This window comes from Microbacterium paraoxydans (genome assembly GCF_019056515.1).
Taxonomy (GTDB): domain Bacteria; phylum Actinomycetota; class Actinomycetes; order Actinomycetales; family Microbacteriaceae; genus Microbacterium.
The window spans coordinates 2,359,831-2,375,633 of sequence record NZ_CP064873.1 but is presented as its reverse complement, the minus strand read 5'-3'; the positions used below and the strand labels follow the sequence as shown (position 1 = coordinate 2,375,633).

General features: G+C 70.7%; 16 protein-coding genes. 8 read left to right on the top strand and 8 right to left on the bottom strand.

Annotated features, from left to right (window positions below; translation table 11 throughout):
• Positions 1-145 precede the first annotated feature (145 nt).
• The 3 genes from IZR02_RS11580 to IZR02_RS11570 all read left to right on the top strand — a co-directional run bounded on the left by IZR02_RS11580 (position 146) and on the right by IZR02_RS11570 (position 3,706).
• A complete protein-coding gene (locus IZR02_RS11580) occupies positions 146-1,612 on the top strand; it encodes an ABC transporter permease (protein ID WP_025105642.1) in 1,467 nt (488 codons plus the stop codon).
• Between the two features lie 47 nt (positions 1,613-1,659).
• Positions 1,660-2,379: an ABC transporter ATP-binding protein gene (locus IZR02_RS11575; RefSeq protein WP_197426482.1), complete on the top strand. Its 720-nt coding sequence runs from the start codon at positions 1,660-1,662 to the stop codon at positions 2,377-2,379.
• A 76-nt stretch (positions 2,380-2,455) separates the two neighbouring features.
• Positions 2,456-3,706 (top strand): FAD-binding oxidoreductase, encoded by a 1,251-nt coding sequence (locus tag IZR02_RS11570; protein WP_025105644.1) that lies wholly within the window; start codon positions 2,456-2,458, stop codon positions 3,704-3,706.
• 51 nt (positions 3,707-3,757) lie between these two features.
• On the opposite strand, the gene gndA is transcribed toward IZR02_RS11570, so the two are convergent.
• On the bottom strand, positions 3,758-5,212 hold the full coding sequence (gene gndA / locus IZR02_RS11565) for an NADP-dependent phosphogluconate dehydrogenase (RefSeq protein ID WP_025105645.1): 1,455 nt from the start codon (positions 5,210-5,212) through the stop codon (positions 3,758-3,760).
• Between the two features lie 163 nt (positions 5,213-5,375).
• On the opposite strand from gndA, the gene IZR02_RS11560 reads away from it, so the two are divergent.
• Entirely contained in the window at positions 5,376-6,434 is a 1,059-nt protein-coding gene (locus IZR02_RS11560; protein ID WP_025105646.1) for a D-2-hydroxyacid dehydrogenase, read from the top strand.
• A gap of 17 nt (positions 6,435-6,451) precedes the next feature.
• Positions 6,452-6,976 (top strand): gluconokinase, encoded by a 525-nt coding sequence (locus tag IZR02_RS11555; RefSeq protein ID WP_025105647.1) that lies wholly within the window; start codon positions 6,452-6,454, stop codon positions 6,974-6,976.
• Here IZR02_RS11555 and IZR02_RS18025 read toward each other — a convergent pair.
• Positions 6,961-7,086 (bottom strand): hypothetical protein, encoded by a 126-nt coding sequence (locus IZR02_RS18025; RefSeq protein ID WP_255218687.1) that lies wholly within the window; start codon positions 7,084-7,086, stop codon positions 6,961-6,963. The genes IZR02_RS11555 and IZR02_RS18025 overlap by 16 nt on opposite strands.
• 224 nt (positions 7,087-7,310) lie before the next feature.
• Here IZR02_RS18025 and IZR02_RS11550 point away from each other — a divergent pair, with 224 nt between their 5' ends.
• Both IZR02_RS11550 and pth read left to right on the top strand, forming a co-directional pair.
• The gene (locus tag IZR02_RS11550; protein ID WP_025105648.1) at positions 7,311-7,928 is read left to right on the top strand and encodes a 50S ribosomal protein L25/general stress protein Ctc; all 618 of its coding nucleotides are present in this window, start codon (positions 7,311-7,313) and stop codon (positions 7,926-7,928) included.
• Between the two features lie 96 nt (positions 7,929-8,024).
• The gene (gene pth, locus IZR02_RS11545) at positions 8,025-8,606 is read left to right on the top strand and encodes an aminoacyl-tRNA hydrolase (protein WP_025105649.1); all 582 of its coding nucleotides are present in this window, start codon (positions 8,025-8,027) and stop codon (positions 8,604-8,606) included.
• A 21-nt stretch (positions 8,607-8,627) separates the two neighbouring features.
• Here pth and IZR02_RS11540 read toward each other — a convergent pair whose 3' ends face one another.
• Both IZR02_RS11540 and trpS read right to left on the bottom strand, forming a co-directional pair.
• Positions 8,628-9,251 carry a hypothetical protein gene (locus tag IZR02_RS11540; RefSeq protein WP_025105650.1) on the bottom strand — a complete coding sequence of 208 codons (624 nt, stop codon included), beginning with the start codon at positions 9,249-9,251 and terminating at the stop codon, positions 8,628-8,630.
• A gap of 26 nt (positions 9,252-9,277) precedes the next feature.
• Positions 9,278-10,282 carry a tryptophan--tRNA ligase gene (trpS, locus tag IZR02_RS11535; protein WP_217316476.1) on the bottom strand — a complete coding sequence of 335 codons (1,005 nt, stop codon included), beginning with the start codon at positions 10,280-10,282 and terminating at the stop codon, positions 9,278-9,280.
• A 62-nt stretch (positions 10,283-10,344) separates the two neighbouring features.
• On the opposite strand from trpS, the gene IZR02_RS11530 reads away from it, so the two are divergent.
• Positions 10,345-11,010: a DUF4166 domain-containing protein gene (locus IZR02_RS11530; protein ID WP_231729471.1), complete on the top strand. Its 666-nt coding sequence runs from the start codon at positions 10,345-10,347 to the stop codon at positions 11,008-11,010.
• Here the strand turns inward: IZR02_RS11530 and IZR02_RS11525 are convergent.
• The 4 genes from IZR02_RS11525 to sdhA all read right to left on the bottom strand — a co-directional run bounded on the left by IZR02_RS11525 (position 11,004) and on the right by sdhA (position 15,787).
• Positions 11,004-11,843: an exodeoxyribonuclease III gene (locus IZR02_RS11525; RefSeq protein WP_025105653.1), complete on the bottom strand. Its 840-nt coding sequence runs from the start codon at positions 11,841-11,843 to the stop codon at positions 11,004-11,006. The genes IZR02_RS11530 and IZR02_RS11525 overlap by 7 nt on opposite strands.
• 9 nt (positions 11,844-11,852) lie before the next feature.
• The gene (locus tag IZR02_RS11520; protein WP_025105654.1) at positions 11,853-13,058 is read right to left on the bottom strand and encodes a YihY/virulence factor BrkB family protein; all 1,206 of its coding nucleotides are present in this window, start codon (positions 13,056-13,058) and stop codon (positions 11,853-11,855) included.
• Between the two features lie 132 nt (positions 13,059-13,190).
• Entirely contained in the window at positions 13,191-13,958 is a 768-nt protein-coding gene (locus tag IZR02_RS11515; protein ID WP_025105655.1) for a succinate dehydrogenase iron-sulfur subunit, read from the bottom strand.
• Between the two features lie 2 nt (positions 13,959-13,960).
• Entirely contained in the window at positions 13,961-15,787 is a 1,827-nt protein-coding gene (gene sdhA, locus IZR02_RS11510; RefSeq protein ID WP_025105656.1) for a succinate dehydrogenase flavoprotein subunit, read from the bottom strand.
• Positions 15,788-15,803 lie beyond the last annotated feature (16 nt).

The following is a 15,803-nucleotide window of genomic DNA, read 5'->3' as shown; positions in this document are numbered from 1 at the left end:
TCCTATGTGATTTCTATGGAGCGGGCTATGGGTTCTCTGGGAGATGTCCGCCTCATAGAACCCTCATCATCCGTCCCTCGAATCCGCATAACGGCCGTCCCTAGCGTCGGTTCCGCGCCGCGATCGTCGCGGCGGGAGGAGAGACATGTACGGACGATATCTGCGGCGCGAACTCGCGGGCCGCAAGAAGCAGACGGCGATCGTGGCCATCGGTCTCGCGATCGCGATCGGACTCGTGATCGTGGTGAACGCCCTGACGACCGGTGTGCGCGTCGCCCAGGCGCAGTCGCTCGCGGCGGTGTACGGGGTCGGGACGGATCTCACCGTCACGGGTGCCGCCGCGGAACCGGGCGACGGGACGGGGCCGCGGTTCGAGTTCGACGAGGACGCGGGGGAGAGCGACGGCGAGACCACCACCCTGGAGCAGTCGACCCTGCGCACGGACTTCGGCCGGACGACGCTCGATGCCGCGGTGCTGGACACGGTGGCCGGTACGGACGGCGTCGCCGCCGCGACCGGTGCGCTGAGCCTGACGAACTCGACCTTCTCGGGCGAGCTGCCGAGCGGCGGCTTCGGTGGGCAGGACGGTGCGGAGGGCGGCGAGGCGCCCGCGGAGGGCCAGGCGCCTCCGCAGGGCGGCGGGGGCGGCGGGGGCGGTGCGTTCGGCATCGACTCGTTCACCGTCCTCGGCATCGACCCGTCCGCGACGGAGGTCGGCCCGCTGGCCTCCGCCGACATCGGCGAGGGGCGTGGGCTGGACGCCGACGACAGCGGAGACCTCGTCGCTCTCGTCGACAGCACGTACGCCGCGACCGCGGACATCGCCGTCGGCGACACCCTGGACGTCGCAGGCTCCGACGTCGAGGTCGTCGGCCTCCTCACGTCGGCGTCCGATGCCGCAGACACCGCGGCGGATGTCTACCTCCCGCTCGACACCGCGCAGGAGCTGGCCGGGGTGGAGGACGTGATCTCCACGGTGTACGTGCAGGCGGATTCGGCGGCGTCCATCGACGAGGTGCAGACGGCCTTGGCGGAGGAGCTTCCCGACGCCACAGTCTCCTCGCAGTCCGAGCTCGCCGCGACCGTGTCCGGCTCGCTCTCGAACGCGACGGCGCTCGTCACGAACCTCGGCACCTGGCTGTCGATCATCGTCCTCGCCGTCGCCGTGCTGCTCTCGGTGCTCCTCACCCTCTCCGGCGTCGGCCGCCGCACCCGCGAGTTCGGCACCCTGAAGGCGATGGGGTGGTCGAACGGCCGCGTCGTGCGTCAGGTCGCCGGGGAGTCGATGGTGCAGGGACTCCTCGGAGGAGCGGCAGGTCTCGTGCTCGGCCTCGCCGGGATCCTGATCATCACCGTCGCGCAGCCGACCGTGGCCGCCGGCTCCGCGGCCGTCGGCGGAGGCCCGGAGGGAGGAGGCGGCTTCGGTGGCCCCGGCGGCATGGCCCCGGGCGCGGAGACCGCCACCGACATCGTGCTGCAGGCACCGCTGACCCCCTGGGTGCTCGTCGCCGCCGTGGGCCTCGCGGTGCTGGGCGGGCTCGTCGCCGGCGCCTTCGGAGGCTGGCGGGCGGCGCGACTGAGCCCCGCCGAGGCCCTGCGGTCCGTCGTATGAGCGGCGTCGCGAACCACACAGGAGAGAAGGAGACCGAGATGACCACGATGACGGATTCCGAGGCCCGCGTTCCGGCCCCGTCGGCGGCGACCCCGCTGTACCGGGCGACGGGCGTCACCCGCACCTATACGCGGAGGGGACGGACGGTGACGGCACTCACCGGCGTCGATCTGGAGATCATGCCCGGCGCCTTCGTCACGATCCAGGGGCCGACCGGAGGGGGCAAGTCGACGCTGCTGCAGCTGCTGGGGGCGCTCGACACCCCGACCTCCGGGACGCTGCAGCTGGACGGCCGTGAACTGTCGTCGGCCTCGTCGTCGGAGCTGGGGCGGATCCGCGCGCAGGAGATCGGCTTCGTCTTCCAGGGGTTCAACCTGATCCCGACGCTGACGGCGGCGGAGAACGTCGACATGGCCCTGGAGCCGCTCGGCATCGACCCGGCGGAACGACGCACCCGGGTCGCCGCCGCTCTCGCCCACGTCGGCCTGGCGGACCGCGGAGACCATCGTCCGGCGGAGCTGTCCGGCGGACAGCAGCAGCGTGTCGCGATCGCGCGGGCGATCGTCAAGCGCCCCCGGGTGCTGCTCGCGGACGAGCCGACGGGCAACCTTGACGAGAGGATGCGCGACGAGATCCTCGACCTGCTGGAGCGACTCTGCGCGGAGGGCATCACGATGGTCGTCGTCACGCACGACTCCGCGGTGGCGCGGCGGGCGACGAAACGGCTGCGTCTGACGCAGGGGACGGTGAGGGACATCACCCGATAGCGGGCGGCGCGGGGGAGGGGCGGACGGTGGGCCGCCCCTCTTCCGCGATGTCCGACCCCGGGTCTACCGTGTGCTCATGGTCGACCACGTCGAATCCGCACAGCCCACCGTCCACCGTCCCTCCACCGTCTCCGAGGTCGCCGCGCTCGTCCGCGCCGCCGCGCAGGGGGCGGTCCCCCTGACCGTCGTCTCCGGCGGCCACGGGCCCTGGTCCCACGCCTCCGTTCCCGGTCTGCGGCTCGAACTCGGGGAGCTCTCCTCGATCGAGGTCGACGGCACCGCCGTGCGCATCGGTGGCGGTGCGGTCTGGGGCGATGTCGCGACAGCCCTCGCCGGCCACGGCCTCGCCCTGAGCTCCGGCGACACGGCCAGCGTCGGTGTCGGTGGTCTCACGCTCGGCGGCGGCATCGGCTGGATGGTGCGCGCCTGGGGCCTCGCCGTCGATCAGCTCGTCGGCGCCCAGGTCGTCACCGCGAGCGGAGACGTGGTGGAGGTGTCTGCCACGCAGCATCCCGACTTGTTCTGGGCGCTGCGCGGCGGTGGCGGCAACTTCGGCATCGTCACCCGTTTCGACTTCGAAGCGCATCGCCTGCCGGGGATCGCGCTGGCCGAGTCCGTCGTCGAGGGCGACGCGACCGCCGTGCTCCGGGCCGCGCGCGAACTCCTCCGCGACGCCCCGAGCGAGCTCACCGTCACGTACATGGACGTGCCGCCCATGGACCCGAGTGCGCCGGCCGGTGCCCGGCTGACCGCCGTGTGGGCGGGGCCCGACCCGGAAGCGCTGCGCGTGGAACTCGCGCCGATCACCGCGCTCGACGGTGTCACCACGGAGATCACCGAGCCCGCCTACCGGGACATCCTGATGGAGATGCCGCAGCCCGAGGGCGGCGAGGCCCCCGCCCCTCCCGGGTTCCTCGGCGGGAACGGTCTCGTCGCCGATCTCAACGACGAGACGATCGATCGGCTGGTGGCCTATCGGCGGGAGTACCCCGCCTCGGTCGTGTTCCTCCGGTCCCTCGGTGGGGCGTTCGGCGACGTACCGCAGGAGGAGACGGCCTTCCCGGCGCGCACCGCGACCTGGTTCGTCATGGCCGGTGCCTTCGACGTCCCCGGGCTACTCGACGAGCAGGGGCGCGAGAAGGCCGCGGCCGACGCGCAGCGGATCGTCGGGGGCCGCCTCGCCGAGTACAGCAACTTCGTCGACCGCGAGCGCCCGGACGCGGTGTCCGGGATGTACGACGGCGACGCCTACGAGCGTCTGCGGGCGGTGAAGGCGCAGTGGGACCCGCAGAACGTGTTCCGCCGCAACCACAACATCCTCGTCTGACGCACGAAGGGCCGGGCACCCTGCGGTGCCCGGCCCTTCGAAGACCCGAGGTCAGTGCGTGTCTTCGGCCTCGATCTCGGAGCGGTCGCCCGACCACAGCGTGTGGAAGGTGCCCTCCTTGTCGATGCGCTTGTAGGTGTGCGCACCGAAGAAGTCGCGCTGGCCCTGCACGAGAGCGGCCGGGAGGCGGTCGGCGCGGATGCCGTCGTAGTACGACAGCGACGACGAGAAGGCGGGAGCCGGGATGCCGGACTGCGCCGCCGTGACCACCACGCGGCGCCATGCCGCCTGGCCGCGGGTGAGCGCCTCGGCGAAGTACGGAGCCGTCATCAGCACCGGCAGGTCGGGGGTCTCGGCGTAGGCGTCCGCGATCCGGTTCAGGAACTGTGCACGGATGATGCAGCCGCCGCGCCAGATCTTGGAGATCGCACCGAGATCGATGTTCCAGCCGTACTCGGCGGCACCGGCGCGGATCTCGTCGAAGCCCTGCGAGTAGGCGACGATCTTGGAGGCGTAGAGCGCCAGGCGGACGTCCTCGACGAACGCGTCGACCTCGTCGGCCGGGACCGTGAACTCCTCGTCCGGGCCGGGAAGCGCGGCGGCGACCGCGCGCTGCTCGGGGTGCGAGGAGAGGGAGCGGGCGAAGGTCGCCTCGGCGATACCCGAGACCGGCACGCCCAGGGAGAGCGCGGTCTGCACGGTCCAGGCGCCGGTGCCCTTCGCGCCGGCCTGGTCCAGGATGACGTCGACCAGCGGCTTGCCGGTGGACGCGTCGACCTGCCGCAGCACCTCGGCGGTGATCTCGATGAGGTACGACTCCAGCTCGCCGCGGTTCCACTCGGCGAAGATCTCGGCGATCTCCGCGGGCGTCTTGCCGGTGCCGCGCCGGATGAGGTCGTACGCCTCGGCGATGAGCTGCATGTCGGCGTACTCGATGCCGTTGTGCACCATCTTGACGAAGTGGCCGGCGCCGTCGTGGCCGACGTGCGTCACGCAGGGCTCGCCCTCGGCGACCGCGGCGATGGACTTCAGGATGGGCCCGAGCGTGACCCAGGACTCGTCGGAGCCGCCCGGCATGATCGAGGGGCCGGTGAGGGCCCCCTCCTCGCCGCCGGAGATGCCGGCGCCGACGAAGTTGATGCCGGTCTCGCGGACGGCCTTCTCGCGGCGGATGGTGTCCGGGAAGTAGGCGTTGCCGCCGTCGACGATGATGTCGCCCGGCTCGAAGACCTCGACGAGGGAGTCGATCACGGCGTCGGTCGGAGCTCCGGCCTTGACCATGATGATGGCGGTACGCGGCTTCTGCAGCGAATCGGCGAACTCCTGGTAGGTCTTCGCCGGGATGAAGCCCGCCTCGGGATGCTCGTCGAGGAGGGTCTGCGTCTTCTCGTAGCTGCGGTTGAAGATCGCCACGGTGTTGCCCTCGCGGCTCGCGAGGTTGCGGGCGAGGTTCGACCCCATGACGGCGAGTCCGACGACTCCGATGTTCGCTGATGCTTCGGGCACGGAAGGCTCCTCGATCGTGAAGAAGGGTTGAGTTCAGCGTATCGCTGTAGGGCGGATCGAGGCGCACCCGTGACGCGACCCGGTCATCGTCCGCGGTGCCGGGCGGCCGGGACGCTCGGGACCTCTACGCTGAGGAGAGCACAGGAGCTGGAGGGAGTCGGTCGTGACGGAGTCCGAGAAGAAGGTCCGCGCCGTCGTCGCGGTGCCGTTGGCGGAGGAGCTGTGCGGGCTTATCGAAGAGCTCGAGCCGCGGCTCGAGGTCGTCCACGATGCGGCGCTCGTGCCTCCTATGCGCGGCCCTGCCGACTGGTCGGGAGACCCGGAGTTCAGCCGGACCCCGGAACAGCAGCGCGCGTTCGACGATCTCGTCGACTCCGCGGACGTGCTCTTCGGCATCCCCGATGTCGACCCGCAGGCGCTGGCGCGGACGGTATCCGCCAATCCGGGACTGCGCTGGGTCATGACCACGGCGGCCGGGGGCGGCAGCACCGTCAAGGCGGCGGGACTCGACCGCGCCGACCTCGACCGCATCGTCTTCACCACCAGCGCGGGCGTCCACGGCGGAACGCTGGCCGAGTTCGCGCTCTTCGCGGTGCTCGCCGGGGCGAAGGGCCTCCCGCGGCTGCTCGACGACCAGCGGAAGCGCACCTGGCCCGACCGCTGGGAGATGGGTCAGGTCGACGAGATGACCGTGCTCGTCGTCGGACTCGGCGGGATCGGCGCGGAGTGCGCCCGCCGTTTCCACGCGCTCGGCGCCCGGGTGTGGGGAACCAGCCGCTCCGGCCGCGCGGTCGAGGGCGTCGACCGTCTCATCGCGCCCGACGAGCTCGTGGACGCGGTGGGCGAGGTCGACGCGATCGTCGTCACGCTGCCGGGCACGGAGCAGACCAGGCACCTCATCGGAGAGGAGGTCCTCCGGGCCGTGAAGCCCGGGGCCATCCTCACCAACGTCGGGCGCGGCAGCGTCGTCGACGAGACGGCGCTTCTCGCCGCGCTCGATGACGGCCGCGTCGGCTTCGCCGGGCTGGACGTCTTCGAGCAGGAGCCGCTGCCCGCCGACTCGCCGCTCTGGACACACCCCCGCGTCCTCGTCAGCCCGCACACGGCGGCTCTGAGCTCGAAGGAGGAGGAGCGCATCGCACGGAGGTTCGCCGAGAACGCCACCCGGCTGCTCGACGGCCGGGAGCTGCGTGCAGTGGTCGACACGGTCGAGTTCTACTGAGCCGGGAGGCGACGGGCATGAGCGTGCGCATCGTCGTGATGGGGCCCAGCGGCTCCGGGAAGTCGACGGTGGGCGCGGCGCTGGCCGAGGAGCTCGGGGCGCGCTTCGTGGACGGGGACGACCTGCATCCGCTCACCAACGTCGAGAAGATGGCGGCGGGCATCCCTCTCGACGACGACGACCGGATGCCGTGGCTCCGCGTGGTCGGACGGACGCTCGCCGCCGAGACGCGCATCGTCGTCGCCTGTTCGGCGCTGCGCCGGCACTACCGGGATGCCATCAGGGCGGAGGCACCGGACGCCGTCTTCGTCGAGCTCGGCGTGGCACGGGAGACGCTCGCACGACGGCTGGGCGATCGGCCCGATCACTTCATGCCGGCCTCGCTGCTCGGTTCCCAGCTCGACGAGTGGGAACCGCTGCGGGACGACGAGGTCGGGCTCCGCGTCGATGCCGCGCTTCCGCTGAGGCGCGAGGTGGCGGCGATCCGGAAGGCGCTCATCGCGATCACGAGAGCGCCGGGGGACGCTCAGTCCTTGCGGTAGCCCGAGCGGCCGAGGGAGAACAGGGCGGCGCCGGTCGCGACGGCGGCGCACAGCGACATGGCGCCGATCACCCAGAGGAGGACGTGAGAGAGGAACGCGGCGTCGAGCATGGAGGTACTCCGAATTTCTGCAGAGGGGACCGGTGTCCTCAGCCTATCGGGTCATCCGGTACCATGGAGTCGTACCTCGGCGAGGGACGCTTCTGCGCGTGCGCGGACGTCCGTGATCGACGCGGCGAAGCAAGCCCGGTGGCTTTCCTCACGCGTCCGCGTTCGAGTCCACAATTCCAAGACCACCGCGCGGCGCCTTCGCTGCGTGCCCGAAGGAGAACCTCATGTCTGAAGACACCACGGTCCACGCCGAGCTGCGCAGCAGCTTCGGCAAGGGCTTCGCCCGTCGTCTGCGCGCCGCCGGCAAGATCCCCGCGGTCATCTACGGCCACGGCACCGAGCCCGTGCACGTCGCGCTGCCGGGTCACCAGGTCTCCCTGATCATCCGCCGCGCCAACGCGCTGCTCGACCTCGACATCGAGGGCACCTCGCAGCTCGCCCTCGTCAAGGACGTGCAGAAGGACCCGGTGCACCAGATCATCGAGCACATCGACCTCCTGGTCGTGAAGAAGGGCGAGAAGGTCGCCATCGACGTCCCCGTCGTCGTGACCGGCGAGCCGGCCCCCGGCACCATCGTCAACCTCGACGCCACGACCATCCAGGTCGAGGCCGAGGCCACGCACATCCCCGAGAACATCGAGGTCTCGGTCGAGGGTCTCGAGGAGGGCGCGCACATCACCGCCGCCGACGTCACCCTCCCGAAGGGCTCGACGCTCCTCACCGACGCCGAGGTCCTCGTGGTCGCCATCTCCGTCCCGGCCGCTCCGGTCGAGGACGAGGAGACCGAGGGCGAGTCCGCCGAGGGTGCCGCCGAGGCGTCCGAGGAGGCCGCCGCGGAGTGATCTCCGCCTGCTTCATCACGGAGGGGACGCGATCGGATCGCGTCCCCTCCGTCGTATCCTGACCGGGGCGACGGCTCCGGCGAGAGAGGACGAGGAATGGCAGCGACCTGGCTCGTGGTCGGTCTCGGCAACCCCGGACCCCGCTATGAGGCGACCCGCCACAACATCGGCCAGATGGTCGTCGACGAGCTCGCAGCCCGCCGCGGCGAGAGCTTCCGGGAGCACAAGGGGGGCGCGCGGGTCGTGGAGACCTGGCTCCGCCCCGGCGCCGACAAGCTCGTGCTCGCGAAGCCGAACACGTTCATGAACGTCTCGGGCACGCCCGTCGCGGCGCTCGCCCGGTTCTACTCCGTCCCCCTCGATCACGTGGTCGTCGTGCACGACGAGCTGGACATCCCGTTCGACACGGTCAAGCTCAAGACCGGGGGAGGCCACGGCGGGCACAACGGCGTCCGCGACATCGCGCGAGCGCTCACGAGCCCGGACTTCCCCCGGGTGCGCGTGGGCATCGGTCGCCCGGTGGGGCGTCAGGACCCGGCCGACTGGGTGCTCTCCCCGTTCGGCAAGGACGAGCGCGCGAACCTGCCCCTGCTCGTGGGCGACGCGGCCGACGCCGTCGAGCTCCTCGTCGACGAAGGACTGCTCGCCGCACAGCAGAAGCACCACGCCCCCCGCTGAGGTTCCGGCGCGCGCGGCGCGTCAGGTGGTGAAGGTGGCGTACCCCGCCGCCCCGCCGACGGCGAAAGCGGTGAAGACGGCGACGAAGAAGATGATCGCGCCGAGGACGGCGACGATGAGCGCGGCGATGCCCGCTCCGCGCCCCCGCTTCCGGCGGATCGCGATGATGCCGAGTACGATCGCGGCGATGCCGAACACCGTGCCGGCCCAGAAGGACAGCTCCGTCCACAGCACCTGGTCCCGCGCGGGGGACAGGAACCCGAGATCGCTCGTGGAGCCGCTGACGCCCTGCGGGATGCGGCGGCCGACCTCGAAGGCGCTGACGCCGCCGATGATCGGCATGACGACGGCCGCGAGGATCGAGAGGCCGAGAGCGAGCAGGCCGAGGAACCCCGAGGGCTTCGGCGCGGCATCTGGTGCGGTGTACGAGCCGGACGGTGCCGCGTAGCCGCCCACAGGCACCTGATACGCGCCGGGAGGCGCGGCAGGGGGTGCCGGCGGATACGCGGGCGGGTACGGCGCCGGAGCGGCCGGCGGTGTCGACGGATACGCGGGCGGCGGGACCGCACCGGATACCGGCTCCTGCGGGACCGAGGGAAGGGGCGGCACGGCGCCGGGCGGAGGGGGAAGCTGCGGGTCGGTCACGATGTCATCCTAGGCTCGGCCGCGGCTCACACCCGGCGCAGCAGTCCGACGCGGTCGTACACGTCGGACAGCGTGCGATCGGCCACGGCGTCGGCGCGGGCGGCGTTCTCGGCGAGGATCCGGTCCAGCTCCGCCGGGTCGTCGAGGAGCTCGAGGGCACGGCTGCGCACCGGAGCGAACTCCTCCACGACGACCTCGGCGAGGCCCTTCTTGAAGTCGCCGTATCCGCGGCCCGCGTACTCGTCCTCGATCGCGGGGATCTGGCGTCCGGTCAGCGCGGCGTAGATGGTGAGCAGGTTCGAGACGCCCGGCTTGGCCTCGCGATCGAACCGCACGGTGCCCTCGTTGTCGGTCACCGCGCGCATGATCTTCTTCGCCGACTTCGCCGGGTCGTCGAGCATCCACAGCACACCGGCGTCGCTCTCGGCCGACTTCGACATCTTGGCCGTCGGGTTCTGCAGGTCGTAGATGCGCGCCGTCTCCTTCTGGATGACCGGGACGGGCACCGTGAAGGTCTCGCCGAACCGCGAGTTGAAGCGCTCCGCGAGGTCGCGGGTGAGCTCGACGTGCTGCTTCTGGTCGTCTCCGACCGGCACGACATCGGTCTGGTACAGCAGGATGTCGGCGGCCATGAGTACCGGGTAGGTGAAGAGGCCGACGCTGGTCGCATCAGCGCCGTAGCGGGCCGACTTGTCCTTGAACTGGGTCATGCGTCCGGCCTCGCCGAAGCCGGTGATCGTGCTGAGGATCCAGGCGAGCTCGGCGTGCGCACGGACGTGCGACTGCACGTACAGCGTCGACTGCGACGGCTCGATGCCCGCGGCGATGTACTGCGCGGCGGTCCGGCGGGTCTTCTCGCGCAGCTCGGCCGGGTTCGGGGCGACCGTGAGGGCGTGCAGGTCGACGACGGAGAAGAACGCGTCATACGAGGTCTGGAGCTCCCGCCACTGCAGGAGCGCGCCGATGTAGTTGCCGATCTGGAGGGAGTCGGCGGAGGGCTGCATTCCGGAGTAGAGGCGAGGCTTGTTCACCCGTCAATCCTATGCGCCCGCGCCGCGGTGCCCGGCGCCGTCGGATCCCCTACGCTGACGTCATGACGGACGGCATGCCCCTGAGACGCGGACAGGTGTTCCTCGACGCCCTGGGCACGGAGGCGGAGCGCCTCCACCCCGAGATCCTCGCGCAGTACCGTGCTCCCGTCTCGGCGGGGCACGCGGAGGGCGTGTTCGCGGTCGCGGGGAGCCGGTTCGGCCGCTGGGCGGCCCTCGCTCGTCCGATCGTGGGACCGGGGCTGCTGGTGCCGACGTCGGGGCGGGACGTGCCGTTCGTGCTGCGCACGACGACCGGGCGCGCGGCGACGGGCCGCGCGACGCTCGACTCCACCCGCGAGTTCCTCTTCCCCGGTCGGACGGCACGGATCGTGGACCGGCTGACGGTGAGCGTGCGGCCGGGGCTGGTGCGGAATCTCCTCGGCGCCCGTGGCCGCGTGGAGCTCATCGAGGAGTGCAGTGTGACGGCGGAGGGCTTCCTGCGGATGCGTACCGTCCGGGTCGCCTTGCGGCTGTTCGGGCGGCGGTTCGCTCTGCCCGGACCGCTCGGCGTGCGCGTGGACCTCGTCGACGGCTGGGACGCCGAGCACCGCCGGCGCACGATCGACATGCGCGCCGTGAACCCCGTGCTCGGCACCGTGCTGGAGTACCGCGGATGGTACCGGGAGTCGGATCCGTCGCCCTCCGAGCGGCCGGAACCGGGTCAGTAGGTGTAGTCGACGACGACCGGCGCGTGGTCGCTCCAGCGCTGGTCGTACGCGGCCGCACGGGCCACGTGGTACGCCTGCACGCGCTCGGCGAGAGCGGGCGTGGCCAGGTGGTAGTCGATGCGCCATCCCGAGTCGTTGTCGAAGGCCTTCCCGCGCATGGACCACCAGGTGTACGGCCCGTCCACCTCGCCGTGGAAGCGACGTCCGACGTCGACCCAGCCCAGGCCCGTGCCGACCGAGCCGTCGACGCCGGTGACCGATGTCCCGGCCTCACCGAGGAAGCGATCGAAGTAGGCGCGCTCGCGCGGCAGGAAGCCGGCCTTGGTGCGGTTGCCGCGCCAGTTCTTGATGTCGAGCTCGCGGTGCCCCACGTTGAGGTCGCCGGTGACGAGGGCGAGGGCGCCGTCGGTGTTCAGGCTCGCCAGTCGAGCCTCGAACGCGTCGAGGAACTTCCACTTCTCGTCCTGCTTGGGGGTGTCGGCCTCGCCGGAGTGCACGTAGGCGCTGACGACGGTGAGCGGACGGTCGCCGATCAGGAAGTCGGCCTCGATCCAGCGCCCCTTGGAGTCGAAGTCCTCCGGGCCGAAGTCCGCCCGGGAGGCGAGCGCGGGGAGGCGGCTGGCGATCGCGACGCCCGCGCGCCCCTTGGCCGTGGCCTCGTCGTGCACGAAGGTCCAGCCGGGGAGGGCGGCCTCGATGTGCTCGTCCTGCCCGCGCACCTCCTGAAGGGTGAGGATGTCGATGTCTGCGGCGTCCAGCCACGTGCTCATCCCGTTGCGGGCGGCCGCCCGGATCCCGTTGACATTGACCGAGGCGATACGCAGGTGAGGCATTCCTCCAGCCTAACGAGCACCGCCGACATCGCGGTTCTGACGGTGATCGAGCTCGGAGAGCAGGCGCTGCGCGAGAGGGGAGGTCGGAGGCGCGGGCGGGGGAGCGGAGGCCTCCAGTCGCGCGACCTCGTCCTCCGCCGCGCGGACGGCGTGTCCGGCCGCCCAGCTCCGGTACCACGGGGCCCCGTCGCGCGCGGCGCGGGCGTCGCGCAGTCGGATCCGTGCCGCGGAGAGCAGCGTGGCGTGCTCCGCCACCCGCCGCTCGGCCTCCGTCGGCAGCAGGAGCGGGAGGTCGCGGTCCTGGGCGGCGACGGCGATCCACGACGCGGCGACGAGCATGACCACCCCGTTCACCCGGAACCACAGCAGCAGTCCGACGAAGATCGCGAAGGTCGCCAGCAGCGGGTTCGACGGCGTGTAGCTCAGTAGGAACCCGACCCCGAACTGCAGCACCGTCATGGCCGCGCCGCCGAGGAGGGCTCCCGGCCAGATCGTGCTCCAGTGCAGCGAGGTGCCGGTGAGGAAGCGCACCATCGCCGCCAGCGCTCCCGTCAGCAGGACGAACGACACCAGGACGGTGCCGATGCGGATGCTGATGTTGAGGCCGTCGGAGCCGGCATCCCAGCCCAGCAGCGACAGCACCCAGCTGAGGACCGCGGCGCTGGCCGAGCTCAGTGCGGAGCCGACGATGAGCGCAACGCCGAAGATCAGGGCGGCGAGCAGGTCGCGCGCCTTGAGGAGGAGGTAGCTGCGCCGGTCGGGCTCGAGGCCGAAGATGTCCCGCACGGCCCGCCGCGAGAAGGTCACCCACCCGATCGCGGTCCAGATCACCGTGCCGAGGGCGATGAGACCGGTGATTCCGAGGAACCCGCTGGTGTTCGAGGCGATCTCCTGCACCTGCGCGGGAGTGAAGACGCCGCCCTCGTCGAGGATGAGGTTCGGGATGTAGTTGTTGATGATGTCGATGAGGCCGTTCACCGCCTCCTCACTGCCGCCGAGCCAGAGGCCCGCGATGGCGAACGCGAGGTAGATCGCGGCGAAGATGGCGAACAGCGCCTGATAGCTCACCCCGGCGGCGAGCAGGAAGCCGTTGTGCTGCAGGAAGTGCCGCCACACCCGCACCGGGAAGAGGCCGAGGGTGCGCCGGGTCAGCGCGGTCGCGCGCTCGACCGCGGCATCGAGGCGACCGTCGGTCGCCGAACCAGGCTCGGACACGCCCCCACCCTACCCAAGCGCGGGACCCGCCCTCGCGCGCCCGGCCTGCCTCCGCGAGAACAGGCGCAGACGCGAGAACAGGCGGCCCCGTCCGGGACCGCCTGTTCTCGCGTGGTTGCCTGTGCCGGCGCGTCAGGGACGCCCGCGGAGGACTGCCTGCTTGACCTCGGCGATGGCCTTGGTGACCTCGATGCCGCGGGGGCACGCCTCGGAGCAGTTGAAGGTCGTGCGGCAGCGCCAGACGCCCTCCTTGTCGTTGAGGATGTCGAGACGCACCGCGGCGTTGTCGTCGCGCGAGTCGAAGATGAAGCGGTGCGCGTTGACGATCGCGGCCGGACCGAAGTACTGGCCGTCGGTCCAGAACACGGGGCACGACGAGGTGCACGCGGCGCAGAGGATGCACTTGGTGGTGTCGTCGAAGATCTCGCGGTCGGCGATGGACTGCGTGCGCTCCTTGCCCTTCTCCGGCACGGAGTTCGCGACGAGGAACGGCTGCACCTCGCGGTACGACGCGAAGAACGGCTCCATGTCGACGACGAGGTCCTTCTCCAGCGGCAGGCCCTTGATGGCCTCGACGTAGATCGGCTTCGAGATGTCGAGGTCCTTGATCAGCGTCTTGCAGGCCAGGCGGTTGCGGCCGTTGATGCGCATGGCGTCGGAACCGCAGATGCCGTGGGCGCAGGAGCGGCGGAAGGTCAGCGAGCCGTCGACCTCCCACTTGATCTTGTGCAGGGCGTCGAGCACGCGGTCGGTGGAGTAGAGCTCCACGTCGTAGTCGACCCAGTGCGGCTCGGCGTCGACCTCGGGGTCGAACCGGCGGATGTTGAAGGTGACGATGAAGGACTGGATCCCGGTGTCTTCGGTCGTCTCGGCCGGCGCTTCGGCGATGGCGTTCGACATGCTCAGTACTTCCTCTCCATCGGCGGGTAGTTCAACTCGCCCTTGTCGTTCTTGGTGAAGACGACCGGCTTCCAGTCGAGCTTGATGTGGTCGCTCGGGTCGGAGGAGTGCGGGTCGCCCGTGAGGTACGCCATGGTGTGCTTCATGTAGTTCTCGTCGTCACGCTTCGGGAAGTCGTCGCGCATGTGTCCGCCGCGGCTCTCCTCGCGGTTCTGTGCGGCGTAGACGACGACCTCGGCGATGTCGAGCAGGAAGCCCAGTTCGACGGCCTCGAGCAGGTCGGTGTTGAACCGGTGGCCCTTGTCGTCGACGTGCACGTTCTTGTAGCGCTCACGGAGCTCCGCGATCACGCCGAGGACGTGCTGCAGCGACTCGTGCGTGCGGAACACCTGCGCGCCCTTGTCCATCTCGTCCTGCAGCGTCTTGCGGAGGACCGCGATCCGCTCGGTGCCCTGGTTGTTGCGCAGGCCCTCGAGCATGTCGGAGACGAACCCGGCGGGGTTCTCCGGCAGCGGGACGAACTCGGCCGTCTTGACGTACTCGACGGCGTTGCGGCCGGACCGCTTGCCGAACACGTTGATGTCGAGCAGCGAGTTCGTGCCGAGGCGGTTGGCGCCGTGCACCGAGACGCAGGCGCACTCGCCGGCAGCGTACAGGCCGGGGACGACGGTGTCGTTGTCCGCGAGCACCTCGCCGTTGTTGTTGGTGGGGATGCCGCCCATGGCGTAGTGCGCGGTCGGCATGACGGGGACCGGCTCGACGACCGGGTCGACGCCCAGGTAGGTGCGGGCGAACTCGGTGATGTCGGGGAGCTTGGTCTCCAGCACCTCGGCGCCCAGGTGCGTGCAGTCCAGCAGTACGTAGTCCTTGTGAGGACCGGCGCCGCGTCCCTCCGCGACCTCCTGGACCATGCAGCGCGCGACGATGTCTCGGGGCGCCAGGTCCTTGATCGTCGGGGCGTACCGCTCCATGAAGCGCTCACCCGAGGCGTTGCGCAGGATCGCACCCTCGCCGCGGGCGCCCTCGGTGAGGAGGATTCCGAGGCCGGCGAGGCCGGTCGGGTGGAACTGGAAGAACTCGAGGTCCTCGAGGGGGAGGCCCTTGCGCCAGACGATGCCGACGCCGTCGCCCGTGAGGGTGTGCGCGTTGGAGGTCGTCTTGAAGATCTTGCCGAAACCGCCGGTCGCGAAGATCACGGCCTTGGACTGGAAGACGTGCAGCTCGCCCGTGGCGAGGTCGTAGGCCACCACGCCGGCGATCTGCGTCGCGCCCGCCGCGTCCTTCACGGTGATGAGGTCGAGCACGTAGAACTCGTTGAAGAAGTTGATGCCGAGCTTGACGCAGTTCTGGAACAGCGTCTGCAGGATCATGTGACCGGTGCGGTCGGCGGCGTAGCAGGCGCGGCGGACCGGGGTCTTGCCGTGCTCGGCCGTGTGACCGCCGAAGCGACGCTGGTCGATCTTGCCCTCGGGGGTGCGGTTGAAGGGGAGACCCATGTTCTCGAGGTCGATGACCGCGTCGATGGCCTCCTTCGCGAGGATCTCCGCCGCGTCCTGGTCGACGAGGTAGTCGCCGCCCTTCACGGTGTCGAAGGTGTGCCACTCCCAGGAGTCCTCCTCGACGTTCGCGAGGGCCGCCGCCATACCGCCCTGCGCGGCACCGGTGTGCGAGCGCGTCGGGTACAGCTTGGAGATCACGGCCGTCTTCGCGCCGGGGCCGGCCTCGATGGCCGCCCGCATGCCGGCGCCGCCGGCGCCCACGATGACGATGTCGAACTGGTGGTAGTGCACGCCGTCACGGACGACGGAATCCTGCGTCTGGGTAGTCACTTCTCGTTTGCCTCTT

Bases quoted from the DNA above. Each gene is read 5' to 3' on its own strand.
- IZR02_RS11580 (WP_025105642.1), top strand. From the start codon at position 146: ATGTACGGACGATATCTGCGGCGCGAACTCGCGGGCCGCAAGAAGCAG.
- IZR02_RS11575 (WP_197426482.1), top strand. From the start codon at position 1,660: ATGACGGATTCCGAGGCCCGCGTTCCGGCCCCGTCGGCGGCGACCCCG.
- IZR02_RS11570 (WP_025105644.1), top strand. From the start codon at position 2,456: ATGGTCGACCACGTCGAATCCGCACAGCCCACCGTCCACCGTCCCTCC.
- IZR02_RS11555 (WP_025105647.1), top strand. From the start codon at position 6,452: ATGAGCGTGCGCATCGTCGTGATGGGGCCCAGCGGCTCCGGGAAGTCG.
- IZR02_RS18025 (WP_255218687.1), bottom strand. From the start codon at position 7,086: ATGCTCGACGCCGCGTTCCTCTCTCACGTCCTCCTCTGGGTGATCGGC.
- IZR02_RS11550 (WP_025105648.1), top strand. From the start codon at position 7,311: ATGTCTGAAGACACCACGGTCCACGCCGAGCTGCGCAGCAGCTTCGGC.
- pth (WP_025105649.1), top strand. From the start codon at position 8,025: ATGGCAGCGACCTGGCTCGTGGTCGGTCTCGGCAACCCCGGACCCCGC.
- IZR02_RS11530 (WP_231729471.1), top strand. From the start codon at position 10,345: ATGACGGACGGCATGCCCCTGAGACGCGGACAGGTGTTCCTCGACGCC.
- IZR02_RS11525 (WP_025105653.1), bottom strand. From the start codon at position 11,843: ATGCCTCACCTGCGTATCGCCTCGGTCAATGTCAACGGGATCCGGGCG.
- IZR02_RS11515 (WP_025105655.1), bottom strand. From the start codon at position 13,958: ATGTCGAACGCCATCGCCGAAGCGCCGGCCGAGACGACCGAAGACACC.